14 protein-coding genes and 1 pseudogene are annotated in these 21,454 nt (G+C 42.8%); 13 read left to right on the forward strand and 2 right to left on the reverse strand.

Translation table 11 applies throughout. The features are described 5' to 3' along the window. The first annotated feature begins 45 nt into the window (after positions 1 to 45). The 9 genes and pseudogenes from JI666_RS17095 to JI666_RS17135 all read left to right on the forward strand — a co-directional run bounded on the left by JI666_RS17095 (position 46) and on the right by JI666_RS17135 (position 13,053). The gene (locus tag JI666_RS17095) at positions 46 to 837 is read left to right on the forward strand and encodes a carbohydrate ABC transporter permease (protein ID WP_048312872.1); all 792 of its coding nucleotides are present in this window, start codon (positions 46 to 48) and stop codon (positions 835 to 837) included. Between the two features lie 12 nt (positions 838 to 849). Then, positions 850 to 2,553, forward strand: coding sequence for a glycoside hydrolase family 35 protein (locus tag JI666_RS17100; protein ID WP_206894096.1), 1,704 nt, complete (start codon positions 850 to 852; stop codon positions 2,551 to 2,553). Between the two features lie 13 nt (positions 2,554 to 2,566). After that, positions 2,567 to 4,774, forward strand: a complete 2,208-nt coding sequence (locus JI666_RS17105; RefSeq protein ID WP_206894098.1) for an alpha-galactosidase — start codon at positions 2,567 to 2,569, stop codon at positions 4,772 to 4,774. A gap of 249 nt (positions 4,775 to 5,023) precedes the next feature. After that, complete coding sequence (locus JI666_RS17110) at positions 5,024 to 6,013, forward strand: LacI family DNA-binding transcriptional regulator (RefSeq protein WP_206894099.1); 990 nt, start codon at positions 5,024 to 5,026, stop codon at positions 6,011 to 6,013. 22 nt (positions 6,014 to 6,035) lie between these two features. Next, the gene (locus JI666_RS17115; protein ID WP_206894101.1) at positions 6,036 to 7,214 is read left to right on the forward strand and encodes a galactokinase; all 1,179 of its coding nucleotides are present in this window, start codon (positions 6,036 to 6,038) and stop codon (positions 7,212 to 7,214) included. Positions 7,215 to 7,239: 25 nt separating this feature from the next. Further along, the gene (galT, locus tag JI666_RS17120) at positions 7,240 to 8,763 is read left to right on the forward strand and encodes a UDP-glucose--hexose-1-phosphate uridylyltransferase (RefSeq protein WP_206894103.1); all 1,524 of its coding nucleotides are present in this window, start codon (positions 7,240 to 7,242) and stop codon (positions 8,761 to 8,763) included. 142 nt (positions 8,764 to 8,905) lie between these two features. Beyond that, positions 8,906 to 10,921, forward strand: a pseudogene (locus JI666_RS17125) (beta-galactosidase); the annotation flags it as partial. 63 nt (positions 10,922 to 10,984) lie between these two features. Further along, complete coding sequence (gene galE, locus JI666_RS17130; RefSeq protein ID WP_206894115.1) at positions 10,985 to 11,977, forward strand: UDP-glucose 4-epimerase GalE; 993 nt, start codon at positions 10,985 to 10,987, stop codon at positions 11,975 to 11,977. Further along, positions 11,974 to 13,053 (forward strand): M24 family metallopeptidase, encoded by a 1,080-nt coding sequence (locus JI666_RS17135; RefSeq protein ID WP_206894116.1) that lies wholly within the window; start codon positions 11,974 to 11,976, stop codon positions 13,051 to 13,053. Before galE ends, JI666_RS17135 begins: the two co-directional genes overlap by 4 nt. Before the next feature lie 84 nt (positions 13,054 to 13,137). On the opposite strand, the gene JI666_RS17140 is transcribed toward JI666_RS17135, so the two are convergent. Both JI666_RS17140 and JI666_RS17145 read right to left on the reverse strand, forming a co-directional pair. Next, complete coding sequence (locus JI666_RS17140) at positions 13,138 to 14,709, reverse strand: zinc ribbon domain-containing protein (protein ID WP_206894117.1); 1,572 nt, start codon at positions 14,707 to 14,709, stop codon at positions 13,138 to 13,140. A gap of 15 nt (positions 14,710 to 14,724) precedes the next feature. Next, on the reverse strand, positions 14,725 to 15,207 hold the full coding sequence (locus tag JI666_RS17145; protein WP_206894118.1) for a zinc ribbon domain-containing protein: 483 nt from the start codon (positions 15,205 to 15,207) through the stop codon (positions 14,725 to 14,727). Between the two features lie 152 nt (positions 15,208 to 15,359). Here JI666_RS17145 and JI666_RS17150 point away from each other — a divergent pair, with 152 nt between their 5' ends. The 4 genes from JI666_RS17150 (at position 15,360) to JI666_RS17165 (ending at position 21,443) form a co-directional block, all read left to right on the forward strand. Next, entirely contained in the window at positions 15,360 to 16,763 is a 1,404-nt protein-coding gene (locus tag JI666_RS17150) for a zinc ribbon domain-containing protein (protein ID WP_206894119.1), read from the forward strand. Between the two features lie 149 nt (positions 16,764 to 16,912). After that, positions 16,913 to 17,578, forward strand: a complete 666-nt coding sequence (locus tag JI666_RS17155; protein ID WP_206894120.1) for a DUF4867 family protein — start codon at positions 16,913 to 16,915, stop codon at positions 17,576 to 17,578. Positions 17,579 to 17,594: 16 nt separating this feature from the next. Continuing rightward, positions 17,595 to 19,376, forward strand: a complete 1,782-nt coding sequence (locus JI666_RS17160) for a solute:sodium symporter family transporter (RefSeq protein WP_286170919.1) — start codon at positions 17,595 to 17,597, stop codon at positions 19,374 to 19,376. A 24-nt stretch (positions 19,377 to 19,400) separates the two neighbouring features. Further along, positions 19,401 to 21,443 (forward strand): alpha-glucosidase, encoded by a 2,043-nt coding sequence (locus tag JI666_RS17165; protein ID WP_286170920.1) that lies wholly within the window; start codon positions 19,401 to 19,403, stop codon positions 21,441 to 21,443. The last annotated feature ends 11 nt before the right edge of the window (positions 21,444 to 21,454 follow it).

Consider the following 21,454-nt stretch of genomic DNA (forward strand, 5'->3'; position numbering starts at 1 on the left):
CAGAAGAAGCCAAAGAGAAAGAAAAAGAAGCTAAAAGCGGTTTGGATGTATACGCTTCTAAGTATTTTCCTTGTCGTTTCGATCTTCCCATTCTATTGGATGTTTATCGGGGCAACGAACGACTCTAGTAAAATGTTTACGAACCCGCCAACGCTTTTACCTGGCGATCAATTTATGACGAACTTAACGAATTTAAATGAATCCATTGGTATTTTCAGAGTACTGTTTAACTCTCTTTTTGTATCAGGACTATATGTTGTTATTGCCCTTGCCGTCTGTGCGAGCGCAGCTTACGTTTTAGCGAAATATAATTTCAAAGGGAAAAAATTCATTTTTACAGCATTCTTGCTGTCGATGATGATTCCTTACCAGGCAACATTGATTCCTTTGTTCCAAATGATGTCTGATTTTAATCTATTAAACACGTACTTCGCGGTCATTGCACCGCAACTATGTTTCCCGTTTGCGATCTTCCTATTAAGACAGAACTTCCTCGCTTTCCCAACAGAGTTGATGGAGTCAGCGCGTCTTGATGGTGCAAGCGAAACACGTATCTTTATCTCAATCGTTATTCCATCGATGCGCCCGGCGCTAGCAGCTGCATCGATCTTCCTCTTCATGACACAGTGGAACAACTTCATGTGGCCACTCGTTGTGTTGAATACGAACGACATGTATACATTCCCTGTTGCGCTGTCTAGCTTAATGGGACTCTCTTATATCGACTACGGTCAAGTGATGATGGGCGTTACACTAGCAACAGTACCGATCATCGCATTCTTCCTAACACTGCAAAAACAATTTATTTCAGGTATGCTTGGAAGCGCTTTGAAATAGGAGGAGGCTTTTATGCTGGAAGCGAGAAAGAACCAATTCTATCTAAACGACGAACCTTTTCAGATTCTTTCAGGAGGTCTCCATTACTTCCGGGTTGTGCCTGAGTACTGGAGAGATCGTCTTCAAAAGCTGAAGGCGCTTGGATTGAATACAGTAGAGACGTATATCCCATGGAACTTTCATGAACCGAAGAAAGGTCAGTTTTATTTTAAAGGAATGGCTGACGTGGAGAGGTTCATAGATGAAGCACAGGAAATCGGACTTTATGTGATTCTCAGACCGTCTCCTTATATTTGTGCAGAATGGGAAATGGGAGGACTTCCTTCCTGGTTGCTAAAAGAGGATGATATGGCGATTCGCTGTAGTCATCCTGCTTTTCTAACACATATAGAAGATTACTTTGCGGAACTTCTGCCAAGATTGAAGCCTTTCTTATTACAAAATGGCGGTCCGGTGATTGCCTTTCAAATTGAAAATGAGTATGGGGCGTATGGTAACGATCAAAACTACCTTGCCTTTCATAAAGAACAATATGAGAAACATGGCATTGAGACGTTTTACTTCACATCCGACGGACCAGATTTTATTAAACAAGGTTCAATGGATAACGTCGTAACGACGTTAAACTTTGGCTCAAGACCAGAAGAAGCCTTTGCAGCTCTTGAAGCGATGAAACCTGACTCTCCTAAAATGGTAGCAGAATTCTGGATTGGTTGGTTTGATCATTGGAGCGGTGAACATCATACGCGAGATGCAAAGGATGCAGCAGTCGTGTTCCAGAAACTAATGGACATGGGTGCATCAGTTAATTTCTATATGTTCCATGGTGGAACGAATTTTGGCTTCTATAACGGTGCAAATCATTACGAGAAATATGCCCCAACGATTACCAGCTATGACTATGATTCTCTTCTCACAGAATGGGGCGATGTGACAGATAAATACCTCGCCATGGCGGATGTGTTAAAAAGTGTTACAGACGTTTCTAAAGTAGAAACGAAAAGCTACGGAGAAGTAACGCTTACTGAGAGTGCAAGCCTATTCGATGTTATTAAAGAAGTAGGGACCAAAGTAAAGCACATCACACCGCTCAGCATGGAGAAGCTGGATCAGAACTTCGGTTACACGCTTTATCGTACAACGATAAACGACACAGGAACGTTTGAACTTGATACAACGCCAATTCGTGACAGAGCCTTCATTTATGTAAATGGAAAGCATGAAGCAACGGTATCGGTGAATGATGCTCATAAAACGATTTCGCTTTTATTTCCGAATGAGGAGAACGATTTAGAAATTCTCGTTGAGAACCTTGGTCGAGTTAATTATGGCAAGCATTTATCTGACCAGAAGGGGATTGTTAGCAATCTGTGGCTTAACAATCAGTATTGGTTTAATTGGGAAATGGTGAGCATTGAAGGAGACATGTTACCGAACACGTTCTCAGCTGGTGAGCGTTATCCTAAGTATTTGAAAGGGACATTCCGTGCGGAGTCTTGTATAGATACGTTTGTTGATCTAGAAGGATTTACGAAGGGGAATGTTTATATTAATGGTTTTAACCTTGGCAGGTACTGGCAGACGATGGGGCCACAGCAGCGCCTTTATTTACCAGGACCACTTCTACGAGAAGGCGAGAATGAGCTGGTTGTTCTTGAATTAGAAGAACATACTGCAAGTAGCGTCACATTAACAAACGAACCTAAACTCGGATAAAGGATCGATGGCAATGAGCATACTGGTTAATCAAAAACAATTTCACCTGAAAAATGGAAAGATCAGCTACGTTTTTCACATCTTAAAAAATGGGCAGCTTGGACATCTTTATTTTGGTAAAGCGCTACGTCCAGATCGCGATTATACTCATTTTGAGAAGTATCATAACCCGACACCTGCAAGTTGTCATACGTACGAAGATGATGCAGCCTTTTCACTTGAAACGATCAGGCAAGAGTATCCTGTGTATGGAAAAGGCGATTTTAGAGAGCCGGCATTTATGATGTCACAGGAGCAGAAACCTGTTGCGAACTTTGTTTACAAATCGCATGACATTCTAGAAGGGAAACCTGCCCTGAGTGGTCTTCCAGCTACGTATGCCGATTCATCTGAAGCAGAAACGCTGATTATTGTGCTAGAAGACGTGTACAGTGGAGTTGAGCTTCATTTAAGCTATACGATTTTTGCGGATGAAGCGGTCATTGCTCGAAATGTTCGTGTTGTGAATTCGTCAAGCACTGCTCTTTCTGTGGACCGGATGATGTCACTGTCAATTGATCTTCCAGATGCTGATATGAATTTGGTTCATCTGTCTGGGACTTGGTCGCGTGAACGTCATGTGAAAACACGTCCGCTTGAACAGGGAATTCAGTCTATTTCAAGTATCCGTGGTGCTAGTTCTCATCATCATAATCCTTTCCTTGCATTGAAGGCGAAGGATGCAACTGAGCATACAGGTGAGGTGTTTGGATTCCAGTTTGTTTATAGCGGCAATTTCCTTGCACAAACAGAAGTCGATCATTATGGAGTTGCGAGGGTACAGCTTGGCATCCACCCAATTGGTTTTGAATGGAACCTTGCACCTGGTGAAGAATTTCAATCACCTGAAGCGGTGATGGTTTATTCTGATGAAGGTTTAAACGGGATGAGTCAGTCGTTTCATCATTTGTACCGAAACCAACTGATTTCTGAGCAATGGAAGACAGCAGAACGTCCGGTTCTCATTAATAACTGGGAAGCAACGTATTTCAATTTTAATGAAGAAAAGCTCATTCACTTTGCGGAGGAAGCGAAGGAATTAGGTGTAGAATTGTTTGTTCTAGATGATGGTTGGTTTGGAAAAAGAAATGATGACCGGACCTCTCTTGGAGACTGGTTTGTAGACCGTAAAAAGCTCCCAGAAGGGATTGCATCGTTAGCTTCAAAAGTTAAACAAACTGGCCTTAAGTTCGGTTTATGGTTTGAGCCGGAAATGATTAGCGTGGATAGCGATCTTTATCGTGAGCATCCTGAGTGGGCTGTTGGAGTACCAGAAGAGCATTATACTCTTGGTCGCAATCAGCGTGTACTTGATTATACAAATTCTAATGTAGTTGATACGATTTTTGAACGGATGAGAGCGGTTATTCAAGCAACCGACCTTGACTACATCAAATGGGATATGAATCGAAACATTACGGAGGCCTACTCTGCAGGACTAAATCACCAGGGGGAGTTCTTCCATCGGTATATCCTTGGGGTCTATGAACTTTATGAACGCTTAACATCAGAGTTTCCAAATGTACTGTTTGAATCTTGTGCGGGTGGTGGAGGTCGCTTTGATCCAGCGCTTCTCTATTATGCACCACAGGCATGGGCAAGCGATGACACGGATGCGGTTGAGCGCTTGAAAATTCAATATGGTACGTCAATGGCTTATCCAATCTATAGTATTGGTTCTCACGTGTCAGCTGTGCCAAATCACCAAACGCTTCGCTCAACTCCATTATCACTAAGGGCAGATGTAGCCTATTTTGGAACGTTCGGGTATGAACTCGATCCTTCAAGTTTAACGAGTGAAGAGAAAGACATTGTGAAAGAGCAAATTCGTCGATATAAATCATTTAGGCCACTTGTGCGAGACGGATCGTTTATTCGTTTGCAAAGTCCTTTTGAAGGAAATGAAACAGCCTGGATGATTGTTTCGAATGATCGAAAGGAAGCCATTGTTGGTTGGTACAAAGCTTCAAGTACACCGAATCCTAGGACGAATCAAGTATTGAAATTAAAAGGTCTTGATCATGACTTGGCTTACCAAGTGGACAGCCGTACATATTACGGCGATGAATTAATGCAGAATGGTCTACCACTCCCTATTGAATTTAATGGAGCGAATGAAGCATTCGCTGAGCGTGGTGGAGACTTCCAGTCGAAAGTGTTTTATTTAAAGGCTCTCTACTAAGAGATTGTTGCTTTTGAATCAATTCTTGAATAAAAAACCACACTTCGCTAATTGTAGCGGAAGGATGCTCGACTCCTGCGGGACTAGCGGGACAGGTGAGACCCCGCAGGAGCGTAAGCGACGAGGAGGCTCAGCGCCCGCCCCGCGGAAAGCGAGCATCCTGGAGCGGAAATTAACTCTGATAGCAATAATATCTACGAAAAGAGCCTATTTAAAAGCAGAATAAGAGAATGACAAAGGATGATGGCTATGGCAACGATTAAGGATATCGCACAAAAAGTGCAATGTTCACCATCAACTGTCTCACGCGTCTTAAACTATGATGAGACGTTATCTGTTTCAGATGATACAAAAAAGCGGATTTTCGAGGTAGCAGAAGAGCTATCCTATAGTAAGAAGCGAGGGAAAAAGTCTCTCACACCGAAGATTGCCATTATTCACTGGTACACAGAAAAGGAAGAGCTGAACGACCTTTACTATATGTCCATTCGACTTGGTGTTGAGCAGCGTTGCCAGGAAGAACGACTTGAACTCGTGAAAATTTTTAAAGATCGCTACGATGAGCTTGAGAAAGAAAACATACAGGGCATGATTGCTGTAGGGAAATTTAGTACGAATGAGATCGATTCGCTTAGCAAAGTGACACCGAACATTGTCTTTGTCGATTATGATCCTGGTCACGAGAAATACGATTCGGTTGTGGTGGATTTTAAGAAAGCAACAGAAAAAGTGCTTGATTACTTTGTGAGCAAAGGTCATGAACGAATTGGGTATATCGGAGGAAGAGAAACGTTTCGTGACGCAAGTGCTGAAATTGTGGACGAACGGGAATCAACGTTCCAGTCTTATATGGAGAAGCAAGGAGAAGGAAACGCATCCTACATCTATACAGGATCCTTTACAGTTGATGATGGCTACTCCCTCATGAACAAAGCAATAGAAGAGCTTGGCGAAGAGCTTCCTACTGCTTTTTTCGTCGGAAATGACACGATTGCAATTGGGTGCTTGCGTGCCCTTCATGAAAAAGGTGTAGCAGTACCTGAACGAGTGAGTTTGATTGGCGTGAACGACATTAGCGTGTCTAAATACGTGTATCCTGCTTTAAGTACAGTGAAGGTGTACACGGAACTAATGGGTGAAACAGCAGTGGGGCTTTTGATGGAACGCTTGCTTAGACGTAAAGTTGCCAAGAAAGTCACGATGGCTACAAAGCTCAAACTAAGAAAAAGTAGTAAATAATAGGTCAAGGTCGGTGATTGATATGAAAAAGATGTACGAACAGTTTGAGAAGGTGTTTGGAGACGGTGGGGCAATGAAAAGCTTTTTCTCACCGGGTCGCGTTAATTTAATCGGAGAGCACACGGATTATAACGGAGGACATGTGTTTCCTTGTTCATTAAGTATTGGCACCTACGCAGTCGTTCGAAAAAGAGAGGATTCATTGATTCGATTGTATTCCATGAACTTTGAGTCAAAAGGGATAATTGAAGTTGAATCAGAGAACCTCATCTATGACGAGGAGCACGATTGGGCGAATTATCCGAAGGGTGTCGTATCCATCTTTAAGGAGAACGGCTATAGTGTGAGTGGATTTGATGTCCTTTACTATGGAAATATTCCTAACGGTGCTGGTCTTTCTTCATCAGCTTCCATTGAGCTTGCCACATCAGTACTACTGAATGAATTGAATGGTTTAGAGATCAATATGGTTGATATGGTTAAAATGAGTCAGCGTGCTGAAAATGAATTCGTCGGTGTGAATTGCGGAATTATGGATCAGTTTGCGATTGGAATGGGGAAAGAAAATGCTGCTGTTCTTCTAGACTGCAATACGCTTGAGTATAGCTATAGCCCGGTCCAACTGGAAAATGCTTCACTTGTGATTGCGAATACGAATAAGCGAAGAGGGCTTGCGGATTCAAAATACAATGAACGTCGTTCTGAATGTGAGCGCGCACTTGCTCAGCTGCAAGAACAGTTGGATATAGAAGCACTTGGTGATTTAACAATGGAAACGTTTGAAGCACATCAGCACCTTATTACAAATCCTGTTGATCGTAAGCGCGCCAAACACGCTGTTTCTGAAAACGTGCGTACAATTGAGGCTGCGAAGAAGTTAAAGGCAGGGGACATTGAGGCATTCGGACAATTGATGAATGAATCTCATGTTTCTCTACGTGATGATTATGAAGTAACAGGAGTTGAACTTGATGCCCTCGTTGAAGCAGCTTGGTCTGAAGAAGGCGTCATTGGCTCTCGTATGACAGGTGCAGGTTTTGGAGGATGTACGATTAGTATTGTTGCGAATAAGTTTCTAGAATCGTTCCGTAAAAATACAGCAGAACTATATAAAGAGAAAACAGGACTAACGCCTGAATTCTACGTTGTTGAAATTGGCGATGGTGCAAGAGAAATTAACCAATTAAGCGAAGCACTGTAAAGCTAACGAGGAGGGGAGAGAAACCATGACAATCGATCACGAAATTGAACGACTCCTCCACTATGCGATTAAAAGAGAAATCATTCGTGAGTGGGACGTGTCATATGCTCGAAATCAGATTCTAGATGTCCTTCAACTTACTGAGTTTCATCTAGGAAATGCTGTTAGCGATAGTCCTGAAAGTCCAGTTGAGATCCTTGAGAACATTCTTGATTGGGCTTATGAGAATGGAAGATTAGAAGAAAACACCGTTACGTACCGAGATTTGCTTGATACAAAAATTATGGGGTGTTTAACAGAGCGACCATCGAACGTTGTTGATCGTTTCGAAACGACGTATCGTGAGGTTGGTCCAGAAGCTGCAACCGCAGCTTTCTATCAATTCTCAAAAGACGTTCATTATATTCGAACGGATCGATTTGCAAAGAATGAACACTGGCTAACGGCCACAGACTATGGGGATATGGAAATCACGATTAACCTGTCTAAACCAGAGAAAGATCCGAAAGCCATCGCCGCTGCTAAGACAGCGAAGGCAAGCGGTTATCCAGAGTGTTTGCTTTGTAAGGAAAACGTTGGATATGCAGGGCGATTAACGCATCCGGCGAGGCAGAATCTACGCCTTATTCCCGTTACACTTGAAGACAAGCAGTGGTACTTGCAGTATTCTCCATACGTCTACTATAACGAGCATGCGATCGTGTTGTATGGTGAGCACGAGCCGATGAAAATTTCCCGTGGGACATTTGATCGTCTACTTGAATTTGTCAATAAGTTTCCGCATTATTTCATAGGATCGAATGCTGACCTTCCAATTGTAGGGGGATCGATTCTAAGTCATGATCATTTCCAGGGAGGAAAGCATGATTTCCCTATGGCGAAAGCAGAAATCGAGCGATCTGTTCATCTTTCTTCCTATCCGAACGTTAAGGCTGGCATTGTGAATTGGCCAATGTCTGTCCTTAGGTTACAAGGTGAAAGTAGAGAAGAGCTTGGAGAACTTGCTGATGCGATCTTTAAGTTCTGGCAAGCCTACAGTGACGAAGAAGCGAATGTTCTTGCTTATACAGAAGAACCACATAACACGATTACTCCAATTGCTCGCAGAAATGGTGAGCTATTTGAACTTGATCTCGTTCTTCGTAACAACCGTACGACAGACGAGCATCCGATGGGACTTTTCCATCCTCACGCAGAGGTTCATCATATTAAAAAAGAAAACATCGGTTTAATTGAAGTAATGGGACTTGCAGTACTTCCGGGACGATTGAAAGAAGAACTTCAACTTCTTGGTGACCTCCTCACTGGTGAGGAGCCTCTTAATCGAATTGCAGAAGATGAACGAATTAGTAAGCATGGTGACTGGGCTAAATCACTTCTAGAAAAGTACCCTGATCTTGAAAAAGCTACTATTGATAGAATTCTGCAAGATGAAGTTGGTCTCATCTTCTCAGATATTCTAAGTCATGCAGGTGTATTTAAGAAAGATCCTGCTGGTGAGGCTGCATTTGATCGTTTCACAGCAGCATTGAACAGCCATTTAAATTAATAGCTATGTTAGCTTCCATTGTTGATTTCTCAATTTTTGACTCATTAACATAGCCAAATTAATAAGAGCTGGCCGTCCCTGGCTGGCTTCTTTTCTCATTGTAAAAGAACGGATAACTATTTGAGCAGTTAAAGGAGCGAGAGCGTTGTATATAGGTGTAGATTATTATCCAGAGCAGTGGCCGAAAGAGCGTTGGGCCGAAGATGTAAGGTTAATGAAAGAGCTTGGCGTAAACGTTGTGCGACTAGCAGAGTTTGGTTGGCAACTGATGGAGCCAGAAGAGGGCGTATATGATTTTTCACTCTATGATGAAGCGATTGAGCTGCTCACAAAGAATGGGATACAGGTGGTGCTTGGAACACCAACTGCAACGCCGCCGGCATGGATGATCGAGAAATATCCTGAAATTCTGCCAGTTGATCAGAATGGAACAGTTATTTCGTTTGGAGCAAGGCGTCACTATACAGTGAACAGTGAGGTATACCGTGACTTTTCAGCGAAAATCGTAGAGGAAATGGCAAAGCGCTACGGTCAGCATGAAGGCATCATTGGCTGGCAGACAGACAATGAGTATGGACACGAGAAATCAGACCGCAGTTATGGCGATGTGGATCAAAAAGCCTTTCAGACTTGGCTAAAAGAGAAATATCAAACCCTCGATACCCTAAATGAAGCGTGGGGAACGGTTTTCTGGAGTCAAACGTACACCGCGTGGACGCAAATTCCTGTTCCGCGTAAAGTGTTCCAGGAGCATAATCCAAGCTTGCTACTGGATTTTGATCGTTTCTGCGCTCATGCGTATACAACTTATAACAAGCTTCAAACGTATCTTCTTCGTCAACATATTCGATCAGACCAGTGGATCACACATAACTTCGTTTACACTGGACAAGCGATTAACCAGTGGGATATGGCGAAAGATCTCGACTTTATTTCGTTTGATAACTATCCTGTTTGGGGTGGCTTACCTGAACCAATCGCTCCAGCTGCTATAGCGCACCAGCATGATCTCTGCCGTTCATCGAAAGACGGCAAAGGGTTCTGGGTAATGGAAGAGCTCTCAGGTGCGCAGGGGTGGAGTTCAATCGGTTACTTGCCTCGTCCAGGACATATTAAACTGTGGACATACCAGGCCATTGCCCGTGGTGCAGAAGCGATTGTTTACTTCCGCTGGCGTGCTGCTCGTTTTGGTACAGAAGAATTCTGTCACGGTGTACTTGATCATGATGGGAAACCAAAGCGTAAGTATAGAGAGGTAAAAGAAGTCATTGATTCACTTCGTGTGTTCGGAGATGACTGGATTGATTCAAAGTATAAGGCTGATGTAGCCGTTTATTATGATGTTGAGAATGCATGGGCGTGGGGAATTCAGCCACAAAGCAATGCCTTTGACTATAAGCGCGAATTCCTTCGCTTCTATAGCCCGGCACACCGTATGAATGCACTGACCGATATTGTGACGAAAGAAAGCGATCTTGATGGCTATAAAGTGCTTGTTGTACCTGTTTATTTCCTAACAGATCCTAAGGTAAATGAGAAAATCACTCGCTTTGCTGAACAGGGCGGAACCGTCATCCTTTCCTACCGTGCAGGTGTGAAAGAGCAAAATAATTTCGTTGTAGAAGACACGCTTCCAGGCGCTTTACGAGAGCTTGCTGGTGTTGAAATTAACGAATATGAATCGCTTCAGCTTGGTCAGAGCAATGCTGTGGAAGGCGTTCAGGGATCCGTTTCTGGAGTGAACTCTGTTGCATCGATCTGGTGTGATTTAGTTGAGCCAACAACAGCAGAAGTTCTTGCTGAGTATCGTAGCTGTTTCTACGAGAAAACGGCAGCAATTACGAAGAATCAATTTGGTAAAGGGACGGTCTATTATGTTGGCTCCGCGCTTGAAAATGAGATGATGGATACTCTTTATTCAGATATTTTCACCGAGGCTGGTGTGACAGTTATACCTTCTAGCGGGGAAGAGGTAGAAGCGGTTACCCGTACTGCGAATGATGGCTCATTGTTCTTGAGTGTTGTTAATCATTCTACTGAAAATAAAGGCTCACTTACATTACCTGAAGGAAAATGGGTAGATCCTGTTTCTGAAGAAACATTTACAGGTGAGATGTCGCTAGCACCGCTAGCAGCACATGTCCTTCGTTCAAGATAACTAGTATTTTCCGGGAAATAATGATCATTTTCGACGCTTATTTTACGAATTGGAGTGAAAAACATGGCGATTTTAGTCACAGGTGGCGCTGGATATATTGGTAGCCACACCGTAATGTATTTACGTGAGCAGAATGAAGAAGTAGTTGTTCTAGATAATTTAACGAAAGGCCATGAACAGGCAGTCCTTGACGTTCCTTTTTATAAAGGGGACTTAACGGATGGAAAAGTGATCGATCAAATTTTTGCAGACCATTCAATTGATTCGGTCATTCATTTCGCAGCGAGTTCACTTGTTGGCGAGAGCGTAACGAATCCGCTGGAGTATTATCGTAATAACGTAGCTGGATCACATTCACTTGTTTCAAAGCTAGTGGAGCATGATGTGAAGCACATTGTCTTTTCATCAACCGCAGCAACGTACGGTAACCCAGAACGTACACCTATTGAGGAAAGTGATGTAACTGCACCAACGAATCCATATGGTGAAACGAAGCTTGCGATCGAGAAGATGCTACGCTGGTGCGATGGCGCTTATGGACTGAAGTCAGTATCCCTTCGCTATTTCAATGCAGCAGGTGCTGATCCGGAAGGTAGAATTGGGGAAGATCATGATCCTGAATCTCATTTAATTCCGATCGTTTTACAGGCCGCGCTCGGTCAAAGAGAACAGGTGTCTATTTTTGGAGACGATTATGATACGAAGGATGGCACGTGCGTCCGGGATTATATTCATGTTCTTGACCTCGCCCAGGCGCATTACCTTGCATTGAAGAAGATGAAAGAAACGAACGAAAGTGGCGTCTACAATCTTGGGAATGGAATAGGGTTTACAGTGAAAGAAGTGATTGAGACATGTCGAACTGTTACGGGGAAAGACATTAAAGCTGAAGTTGCCCCGAGACGTGCGGGAGATCCAGCTACGCTAATTGCCTCCTCATCTAAAGCCATCAATGATCTTGGATGGAACCCGGTTTATCCTGAACTTTCTCAAATTGTTGCCCATGCTTGGAGCTGGCATCAGAACAATCCAAAAGGGTATGGTGATAACGAATGAGTATTGAAAAGGTGCGGTTGTTTTTAGAAGAGAAGAATTATGATGGTATTCTGCTACGGAGAAGGAACAATTTCTCGTGGTTAACTGGTGGAAATACGAATTATATTGTCCAGACGATGGAGGCAGGCGTTGCTGACTGGATCATTACACGTGAGAAAGCGTACCTTGTGACGTCGAAAATGGAAGAGCGACGAATCGTAGAAGAAGAATGCGCGGATTTATCCTTTCCATTTGAAGTCCTTTCTGTGGATTGGTACAACCCTGTTGATCATCTAATTGAAGAGGTTGCGTCTGGAAAGAGGATGGCAACCGACGTGATCTATTCTGACTGGGATGTTGTAGATGGGGAGCTTTCGAACGTTCGGTCAGTGCTGACAGATAGTGAACGTGAGCGCTACAGGAATCTTTGTCAAAAAGCGGCTAAAGCGGTAGAAGAGACGTGCCGAGAAATTGAACCTGGTCAAACCGAGAATGAAATTGAAGCACATCTCGCTTCTAAGGTGTTGAGCAATGGGATGTCAATTCAGGTGTTGCTTGTTGCAACCGATGAGCGAATATACCGCTACCGTCATCCAATACCTACTGAGAAGAAACTTGAGCGCCATGCGATGCTTGTTCTTTGTGCAGAGGAAGGCGGTCTTGTAGCTAATGTAACAAGGCTCGTCTATTTCGGGGAGTTGCCAGATGAACTTCGAAGAAACAGCGCAACTGTTGCGAGAATCGATAGCGTGATGAATGCTGCAACAAGAGCCGGCGTTACCGCTGGTGAAGTGATTGTAGCTGGTGTGAATGAGTATGCGAACCAGGGCTTCCCTGATGACTGGAAGTTGCTCCACCAAGGTGGTCTAACAGGTTATAACTCTCGGGAGTTTCTAGCAAACCCAGAAACTACGAAACAAGTTGTGGTGAATCAAGCCTATGCTTGGAACCCTTCGTTGCCAGGTGTGAAGTCAGAAGATACGATTCTCCTTACGGAAGAAGGAATTGAATTTATGACCCATACGGGCGAATGGGTATATCAGGATGTTGAAGTAGATGGTGTGACGTTCGTGCGTCCTGCTGTGTTGGAGCGGTGAGTGGAGAAAGAGGAGAATGAAGAGAGAATGGGGGTCAGGCTCGTGCCTGACCCCCGTTCCTTTACAGTGGTAACGCGGCGGGGGTCAGGTACGTACCTGACCCCTATTTAGTCGCTGCTTCTTCCAATAAGCTCCTCCGATTGCGAGAAGGGTTGAGAAGATGAAGCATTTGAAGAAGGTGCCGATCGCGGAGAAGCCATAGAAGAGAGTTGGTAAATCTTCTGTTCCTATAAGCGAGTCAGTGAGTGGACTACTATAGAAGTCAATTCCTATATTTGTTCCCGCAACTAGTAATGACATAAGTAAAGCGTATACGAACCCAAACATGGCAATCCGATGAATTCGAACGGAACCTTCTTGCTGCATTCGATATCCAGTCCAGATAAAGAGTGAGATGGGAATGAGTAATCCAAGCAGCATATAGAATCGTAGATCTTGAGCATTGCTCAATAATAATGTGATGTCTTGATCTGTAACAGTTGGAATGACTTTCATACCTGCTAGCGTAGAGAAATCAATTTGAACGTTTTCACCGAAACCACTCATATTAAGTGAAAGTGATGAGAGATTAAGGACGTTCCATAAGATAAAACCAAGCTGGACGATAAGAAAGACAAATATACTTGTCGGTATGTCTTCCACTCCAAGCAAACGTAAGTCATCAATGATAAATCCATAGAATACTACCATCATCACAACGATTGAGGCAGTGATTCCAATCGTGATCGTTCTTACTCCTTCTTTAAGAGGAGAAGAACTGAGTGACTGCATTGTTCCACTTCCAAGTAAGCACCCGATAAATGAAAAGATCGTCCCAATGAAAAAGGCTACGAAAAATGCTTTGAAGAATGAATAGTTGTTTTCAATGGCTAAGCTTGCGTTGTACCAATCATCCGTTATTTCCCCACTAAATGAAAAACCTGCAAAAATGGCAACGATAGCTGTTAGTCCGCCGTAAACCACCCCTATAAGTAGGGATGATACCCAATATTGCTGTGTATCCAAACGATTTCTGCTGCTGTAGAAATAGCCGCTAATTAAAAGCGCGATCAGTGGAACAAGTAGGAGTATGAGGTACCCTGATTCTAAATGAACGCCACCTTTAAAGATCTCGTCATCAAACGTAGAATCGAACGAAACCTTAGAGTTAAGCAGGTGAGAGTACATCCAGTAGTCTGACATTCCAATAATAGGATCAGTTGGGAGTTGTGAATCTTCATAACTATTAAATTCGGTTATTAGTCCGAATGGACCAAATTCTTCAGATTCTGCAACCGCTTCTTGTATAGAAGCTGTTTGATTCTGAAAACTCTCCGCAATAATAAACGACGCAATTCCAACCATGAGAAAGGCAAGAAACGCACAAAGAAGAGCCATTTTTTTATTAATACCACTGAGATCTGGGAGCGCTTGAGATGGCGCTGTTACTTTCTCTTTGGTTCGCTCAAATTTAAATGGAATGAGTGATAGTTGAAACGCTCCACATTGGAAGCAATAAAGATGTTCACCTGTATTTGATGTGCCACAGTCAGAGCAGAATTTAGGAATAGCGCCAGACGTCACGTGTGGCTGCAAATCTTGTTGCTGAAATGTCCCGTCATTTGGGCAGTAATTATCACCAAAGGGTACTTCATTTCCGCAGGTTGTACAATACATATTCCGTACCACCTCCTAGCCGTTTTTTGTACCGCAACAACCGCAGAATTGCGCTCCCTCTGGAATGTTTTCCTGACAGCTTGTGCAAGGTACGGTCGAAACGGGTGTTGGTTCAGGCACCTGCACTTTATTACCACAGCTTCCGCAAAAGGTATCCTCTTCACTTACCGTTGCCCCACATTCACATGTTTGACCGTTTGATTCCCTTCGCAATTGGAGTTCCAGTTCTTTATTAGCTTGGTAGAGTTCAAGATCATATTGGATGATTCGCTCCGCCTGCTCATTTAGCTCCGAATGTTGAACATCCCCTTTTCGGACAAGCCGATAAGCTATTTCGCCCAGTTGCCTGATGATTTTTGCTCGATTTGTAGCTGCATCACTTGCTGCTTTTCTTAATTGAGACACTTCTTGAGCTGTTTGAAGCTTGTTCTTCCCCTGTTGAAGACCATCCTGTAGTTTCGATATTCCTCCACCAATTTTCGTTTGCAGATCTGACATGACTGTCCCCCCTTTTTTAGCGTGTACTTTTTCATAGTTATGTAGAAAGTCCTGAATCATGTTAGTAAAATACATAGGAAAATTGAATCAAAAAGCGTTCATAAATTGAAATCACTGCCATATGATTTGAATTAATGGCAGGAGGTGGAAAAATGGGTTGGTGTGAGTTTTGTAACAGGGAAGAAGCCGGTGATTTTTGTGTAAAATGCGGGCGAAAGGTAGCGAAAACGACTCCGGTTAGGAATATGAAATGGACGATCTGGCTTATTAGTATAGGTGCACTCGTTATTCTTCTTGCAGGCAGTTTCTATACGTTAAGGATGCTATCATCACCGGAACGAACAATTGATCAATTTCGTGTGGCCATGTTGGAAGGTGACTATGAAAAAATGAAAAATGTTGTTTCGAAAGTAAACCCTCTTCTTTCACACGAAGCAGAACTCCAAGGATTTATTGATTTAATGAAGAATCATCCTGAGCAGCGTGCCCTTTTAATTCAGGACCTTGAGCGCCAAGCACTGACGATAAAGAATACTAAGTTTGAAAAACGAGATGAAGCCTTATTTATTGAAATGAAGCTTAGTAAGTCGGGTAAAAAGTTTCTGCTTTTCGATCACTATATGATTTCGCCTGTCCCTATCTATGCGAATGTTTATACGCAGTTTCCAGGTACGTCTCTTGAAATTAATAATGAAGAAGGAGGGGTGTTTGGAGGAAAAGAAGATGGAAAGAAAGTAGGGCCATTTCTTCCTGGTCTTTATCAGTTTGCATCTGAGTTGAAGCATGAGAGCTATACGATGAAGGGAGAAGCAGAAATCGAATTAATGACTCCAGAGGATATGGCAAACATCGATCTTTCAGTAAACGGAGCTTACGTGTCACCAGAATCCAATTATGACGATGCGGTTCTTTTTATTAATGGTAAAGATACTGGCGTTACAATCGGTAAAACTGGAGAAATTGGACCATTTCCAACAGATGGTTCAGTCGTCCTGCACGCTGAGAAGAAGTTTGAAGCAGGCGTTGTGAAAAGCCCTTCGGTTCCATTTGATGGATCGGGAGTTTACTTAACAGTTGATTATAGCGAGCCAGATCCTGTTGTCATAGAGAAAGAAGTCCCGTCCGAGCCCGCTTCTTCAGATTTTGTCTATTCAGAGCCAATTATTGATGCGGTTAATACGTATTTAAGAGATTGGATCAATGCTTATGAAAATTTAGATGCAAGTTACTTCACAAACCTTACACCAGATCTTTACTCTTATTTCGAGGATCGTTTCGTATCCGTTAGACAAAATAACGGAGCTTTCACAGGAGATGTTCTAGAAGCAGCCTATGATTTAGATAGCCTCTCCATAAGTTCCTCTGGAAAAAAAGCAATCGTAGATGTTCTCGTAACGATGGATTCGGCTAATCACGAGCCTGGAGATCAAAACGTGGAAACAGAAGTAACCTCTAGTGCTTTTCGCTACCAGCTAGTGAAAAGTGGAGGAGAATGGCTGATCGATAGTCGAAAAGAAATTGATGGCGTTGACTTAACAAACTCTGTTGTTTATTAACGTGGTAGAGCAGTGGGGGTCAGGCCCGAGCCTGACCCCTTTTTCTCTTTTTTCAAAAAACTATTGCATTTATGAATGCGTTTACAATATAATGTGATAAAAGGTTATGACGTTTATTGAAACATTACTACTTATGGTGGAGGTTTGCTATGATTGAAGTTTTGCAAGAGATGAATCGTCATCTTGAATTAGAGAGTGTCGATACGGATTCTTTCAAGTTCTATGGCAAAGTACTTACGGATTTTCCATATGAGGAAATAGCGGAGCGAATGCAGGCAACAGCAATTCCTGAAGAAGGAAATCAATACGTTCCTTCTGCTCAAGAGTTAGAAGATGAATCTATTAAAAGGTTCGTTGAGAAACGGTACTTTGGAGGTATGCCCGTTCAAATTGGTTACTGTAACGGTAATAATTCATCGCTTGGAGGACTGGAGTTCCACAAAGGGAGTGAGATCAACGTTGCAGTAACGGATTTTGTACTCTTGCTCGGTCATACGAATGATATCGTCAATAACCAGTTTAACGTCAATAAAATCAAGGGCTTCTTTGTTCCAAAGGGGACAGCTATTGAAATGTACCAAACCACGCTTCACCTAGCACCTTGCAAAGTGAGTGATGAAGGATTCAAATGCACGGTGATTCTACCAGAAGGTACAAATCTTCCGTTAGAAGACTCAGAGAAAGAATATGATCCACTTCTTTTTATGAAAAACAAATGGCTACTTGCTCATCCAGAGCATGAACGTTTCAGGAAACTTGGCGCTTATCAAGGAATTCTAGGAGAAAATCTGACAGTCACATATCCAAGTAACTAACAAAGGAGGAGAATGCATGTCTAGTATGACATTTACACTCGTATCGTGCGTATTTTTTATGGCACTTGTTGCGTGGGTCTCTTATTTAAAAACAAGGAATTCAGTTAATGATTCAGATGGGTATTTTCTTGCAGGACGGGGTTTAACGGGTGGATTCATTGCAGGGTCACTCCTACTAACAAACTTATCGGCTGAGCAGCTGATCGGATTGAATGGACAAGCTTATCGAACGAACCTTTCGAATATGGCATGGGAGGTAACGGCTGCTTTTGCAATCGTGATTATGGCACTCATCTTACTTCCGCGCTATCTCGGCGGCGCATTCTCAACACTTCCTGAATTTTTAAGCAAACGATATGATGAAAGCGTTCGCAGATACACGGTTATTCTTTTTATGCTTGGATACGTATTCGTTACGATTCCATCTGTTCTATACTCTGGTGCACTTGCCATTCTTCGTTTGTTTGATGTTCCGGAGCTTCTTGGAATCTCGTTCCAATCATCAGTTTGGCTCGTTATTTGGATCATCGGAATTATCGGAGCTATTTATGCGATTTTCGGTGGGCTTAAAGCGGTAGCCATTTCAGATACACTTAACGGAATTGGCCTTTTATTCATTGGATTAATTGTTCCTATTCTCGGCTTCTTTGCGCTAGGAAATGGAGATATGTTTGAAGGTATGAAGACGATTGCAATAGAGAATCCAGAGAAGTTAAATGCGATTGGATCAAGTACCGACTCTGTTCCATTCTCGACGATTTTTACAGGTATGATCTTCATGAATATGTTCTATTGGGGGACGAATCAGTACGTGATTCAGCGTACGCTTGGAGCGAAGAACCTTGCTGAAGGGCAAAAAGGGGTTTTGCTTTCAGGATTCTATAAATTAACGGTCCCATTTATGATGATGATCCCTGGTGTTATTGCGTTCCACCTGTACGGAGGGTCGATGAATCCAGTTGATCTCGCCTATCCAACCGTCGTTGCCAACTTACTTCCAACGTTTATGTCAGGTCTATTTCTAGCTGTTCTACTCGGTGCTGTTTTCTCAAGCTTTAACTCACTGTTGAATAGTGCCGCAACGATGTTTGCACTTGATGTGTATAAAGCTGGTATTAATAAAGAAGCAACCGATCGTCAACTTATTAATGTTAGTAAATATTTTGGAAGCGTTCTCGCACTTGTCTCTTTCTTTATTGCACCAATGCTAATGAATGCTCCAGACGGCTTATGGGACCTTATCCGTCGGTTTACAGGATTCTTTAACATCCCGATTATCGCCATTGTACTCGTAGGTATCATGTCAAAAAGGATTCCGGCACTCGGTGCGAAAATCGCCATTATTTTTCACGTCGTCACGTACTATATGCTTGTGTGGGGATTGAACCAACTTTTCAATATCGAAGTGACCATGAACTTTATCCATATTTCAGCTATTCTCTTCCTTATTGAAGTGACAATTATGATGATTGTTGGTCGCATTCGTCCCCTTTCAGAAGCATATCAATTCCAAGCGAATCCAAAGGTCGATATGGTTCCATGGAAGTTTACAATTCCAGTAGCTGTGATCCTTATTACTCTCGTCGTTATGGTTTACATCCTATTCTCACCAATTGGACTTGCTTACGCAGGAGGCATTGTATCAGGTTGGTTCTGGCCAGCAATCATTGGAACAACAGTTGCAGGCGGACTGTGCTGCCTTCTAGCTCTAAAGTCTTGGAATACGAAGTATCAAGGATTTGTTACACGAAAGCATCAAGAAGCGGTGGAAGTCGATAAGAAGTTTAGAAGTGCTTAATCAACTATGAAGGAGGAGTTCACATTGAAAACAGTAGTGACTCAGAACATCTTTGAAGTGAATCAACAAGGCGAAGAGTTTGATATTCGCCTTGAAGGACGATTATTGTTCACCCATTCTCCAGCGCGTCCGTTTATTTTTGTAGGTAGTGGTGAAGAAACAATCGATATGTACAGAGGTAATTTTAAAATAAAAGATTATGTTGTAGAGCGTGTAGCCCTTCGTTACGGGACGGTTCGTCATGAAGGAAATACGTGCAGAATCTCATTTCGTCATTTTTCTCATGATCATGAGCTACTTACAATGGTGCTTAAGCAGGATGGGGAAGGTCTCCGCGTTTCGTTTGAGCTCGTTGATCCTCTATTCAATCGTTTCTGGGTTCGAGTAGCTGCTGATGAGAGTGAAAAAGTTTACGGTTGTGGCGAGCAGCTTTCCTACTTTAATTTACGAGGAAAGAACTTCCCCCTTTGGACATCAGAGCCAGGAGTAGGACGAAATAAGTCTACTTACACAACCTGGCAGGCAGATGTGAAAGATCAAGCAGGCGGAGATTACTACAATACAAATTATCCGCAGCCAACCTATGTATCTACGAATAAATATTTCTGCCATGTGGAAACGACAGCGTTCGCGGATTTTGATTTTCAGCGCAGTGATTTTCATGAATTGCACATATGGGAAGCACCTGCATCAATTCTATTTGAAACAGGTAATACCTATAAGGCGCTTGTTGAGAAATTAACTGCTCGCCTCGGCAGACAACCAGAGCTTCCAGATTGGACATTTGATGGAATTTGGCTTGGAATGCAGGGTGGTAGCGATATTGTTCAGCGTAAAATAGATCATGCTCTAGAAAAGGGAATGAAGGTCGGTGCGGTCTGGTGTCAAGATTGGCAGGGAAAACGCATTACGTCCTTTGGTAAACGATTGATGTGGAACTGGAAGTGGAATCCGAAAGAATATCCAGAGCTTGATCGAAAAGTGAAAGAATGGAAACAGAAAGGCATTCGCTTTCTCGGCTATATTAATCCTTATGTTGCAGTTGAAGGAGACCTTTATGCAGAAGCTTACAAGAATGGATACCTTGCAACTGCATTAGATGGTAGCGATTATGTTGTGGATTTCGGTGAATTTGACTGCGGCGTAGTTGATTTTACAAACGAAGATGCGTGTGAGTGGTATGAAGGTGTTATTCAAAGGAATATGATCGATTTCGGAATGGACGGATGGATGGCTGATTTCGGTGAATATCTGCCAACAGATCTTAAGCTTTCTAACGGAGAACCTGCAACAATGATGCACAATGCCTGGCCTGTGATGTGGGCGAAAGTAAACCATAACGCGGTGAAAAAAGCCGGACGCTATGGCGATATTGTTTATTTCATGAGAGCAGGATATTCCGGTAGCGGGGGCTATTGTCCGCTACTATGGGCAGGAGATCAGAGTGTGGATTGGAGTCTTGATGATGGCCTAGCATCCGTTATTCCAGCAGCATTGTCTGCAGGGATGAGTGGAAATGGTGTTCATCATAGCGATATCGGTGGGTATACAAGCCTTCATGGCAATAAGCGTAATAAAGAGCTTCTTCTTCGCTGGGTCGATATGGCTGCATTTACGCCAGTTATGCGAACACATGAAGGCAACAGACCTGATGACTGTTTTCAGTATGATCAGGATGAGGAAACGCTTGAGCACTTTGTGAAAATGACCAATGTTTACACCACAATGAAGCCTTATTTAAAAGCACTTAGTAAAGAAAATGCTGAAACAGGCGTGCCGATTCAGCGTCCATTGTTTATGGAATATGAAAATGATGCGAAAGCCTATGATATTAAGTATCAATATATGCTTGGATCTGACCTAGTTGTGGCGCCTGTTTATGAAGAGGGGCAGGACAAATGGTCTGTTTACTTGCCTGATGATGAGTGGGTTCATTTTTGGAGTGGCACAGAAACAAAGGGTGGAAACATTGATGTGGAGGCACCAATTGGTCAAACGCCTGTTTTCTATCGAAAAGATTCACCGTTTGCCGACATTTTCCAAAAAGCTGCTGAAGCAATAAAGTAGGGAAATAGCCA

The organism is Bacillus sp. NTK071 (assembly GCF_017303315.1).
Lineage (GTDB): Bacteria > Bacillota > Bacilli > Bacillales > Guptibacillaceae > Guptibacillus.